Origin of the sequence: Psychrobacter immobilis (assembly GCF_904846185.1) — a bacterium.
GTDB lineage: Bacteria > Pseudomonadota > Gammaproteobacteria > Pseudomonadales > Moraxellaceae > Psychrobacter > Psychrobacter immobilis_B.
This window is the reverse complement of sequence record NZ_CAJGZQ010000055.1, coordinates 1-1,362: the sequence shown is the minus strand read 5'-3', so window position 1 is coordinate 1,362 and position 1,362 is coordinate 1. Positions and strand designations below refer to the sequence as shown.

Sequence of the window (1,362 nt, the reverse complement as noted above, 5' to 3'; positions counted from 1 at the left end):
TGAGCTGGTATATCATCAAGACTATAAAACAAGGTTCACAGCCATCAATGATATTATCAGTTATATCGAGCTGTACTACAATCAGACGAGGATTCAAAAGGGTTTGGGCTATCAATCGCCAAGACAGGTGTGGTTTGATTATTATCGTCAAGCTGCGTAATTAAAATCTCCCAAGTTTATGTATACGGATTTGACGGCAGGGGTCATTTTAGCCGCTGATTAAAAAAAGAGGTATGGAAGCATGTGTACTCAGCTGTCTGAGGGGTCTGTCAACGAATATGCCATGTTAGATGCCACCATAGTTAAAGCCTATCAACACAGTGCTGGAAAAAAGGGATCAAGCCATTGGACGCAGCAAAGGTGGACTGACGACCAAAATACATACTCGAACAGATGCGCTAGGCAATCCTACTGGCTTTTATCTAACCGGTGGCGCGGCTCATGACCTGTGTGGCTTAGATAAGCTATTAGATGTCAGTATCACTCAGACATGGCTGCCGATAAGGCTTACGATGCGGATGCCCGCGTTATTGAACCGATTGAAGCCGTACAAGGCCATGTAGTCATACCATCTAAGTGTCATAGGCTGCAGCCAAGAGACTTCGATAAAGAACTTTATAAAGAGCGGCATCTGATCGAGAACTTCTTTGCCAAGATTAAGCAGTACCGTGCAATTGCTACTCGCTGTGATAAGTTAGCCAGTTATTTCCTCAGTGCAATTCATCTGGTTTCTTGTGTCATTTGACTTAATTGATGACATGCCCTAATTCTTTTGAATCTGTAAGAATGTTCTATGGCAACTGTTTTGAGCATCTTGGAAGTAATTTAGATATCATTGCATGCTTGAACAATATACAAAATGGTAGAAATTATGACCAGTTTGAACGGATGAATTTAAAGCAATACAACTCACTTGATAAAGCAAATAAGCTGGGACCTCTAAGGAATACACCAGAAATATTTGATATTTTTAAGTCTTTTGATAATAAATTACGAAATGCCTCTCATCACGGGCATATGGTCTGTGAAAATAATATCGTTAAATTTAAGCTGAATCAAAATAAAGATTATGATGAAATCACATACACAAATTATTTAATAAAGTGTAAGTCTATATTTGACTCTATGTGCCTTGTTTTGATGTTAGAGTTATTTTTCAAAAGGGTTATATGTGAAAAATCTAAAACTCCTAGAAAAAGTACATTAGGCAATGCAATAAGAAGAAGCATGTATAAGATCTCTGCACACGACAAAAAAATCATCCCCACCCGATTTTCATAGGTTTAGGGGTTAAAAAGCTAACTAACTGTCGAAATACAGTCTTATCATTGTTAAAGAACACCAAGTGAAGGCCCTCAATCA

The 1,362-nt window shown here is 38.3% G+C and carries 2 protein-coding genes and 1 pseudogene; all 3 read left to right on the top strand.

Annotation, left to right across the window (positions count from 1 at the left end):
- A partial coding sequence (locus tag JMW94_RS14645; RefSeq protein WP_413786204.1) for an IS3 family transposase occupies positions 1 to 160 on the top strand: 160 nt, incomplete at its 5' end.
- A 93-nt stretch (positions 161 to 253) separates the two neighbouring features.
- Positions 254 to 745 (top strand): annotated as a pseudogene (locus tag JMW94_RS14910) (IS5 family transposase); the annotation flags it as partial.
- Positions 746 to 753: 8 nt separating this feature from the next.
- On the top strand, positions 754 to 1,281 hold the full coding sequence (locus JMW94_RS14630) for a hypothetical protein (protein WP_201604892.1): 528 nt from the start codon (positions 754 to 756) through the stop codon (positions 1,279 to 1,281).
- The last annotated feature ends 81 nt before the right edge of the window (positions 1,282 to 1,362 follow it).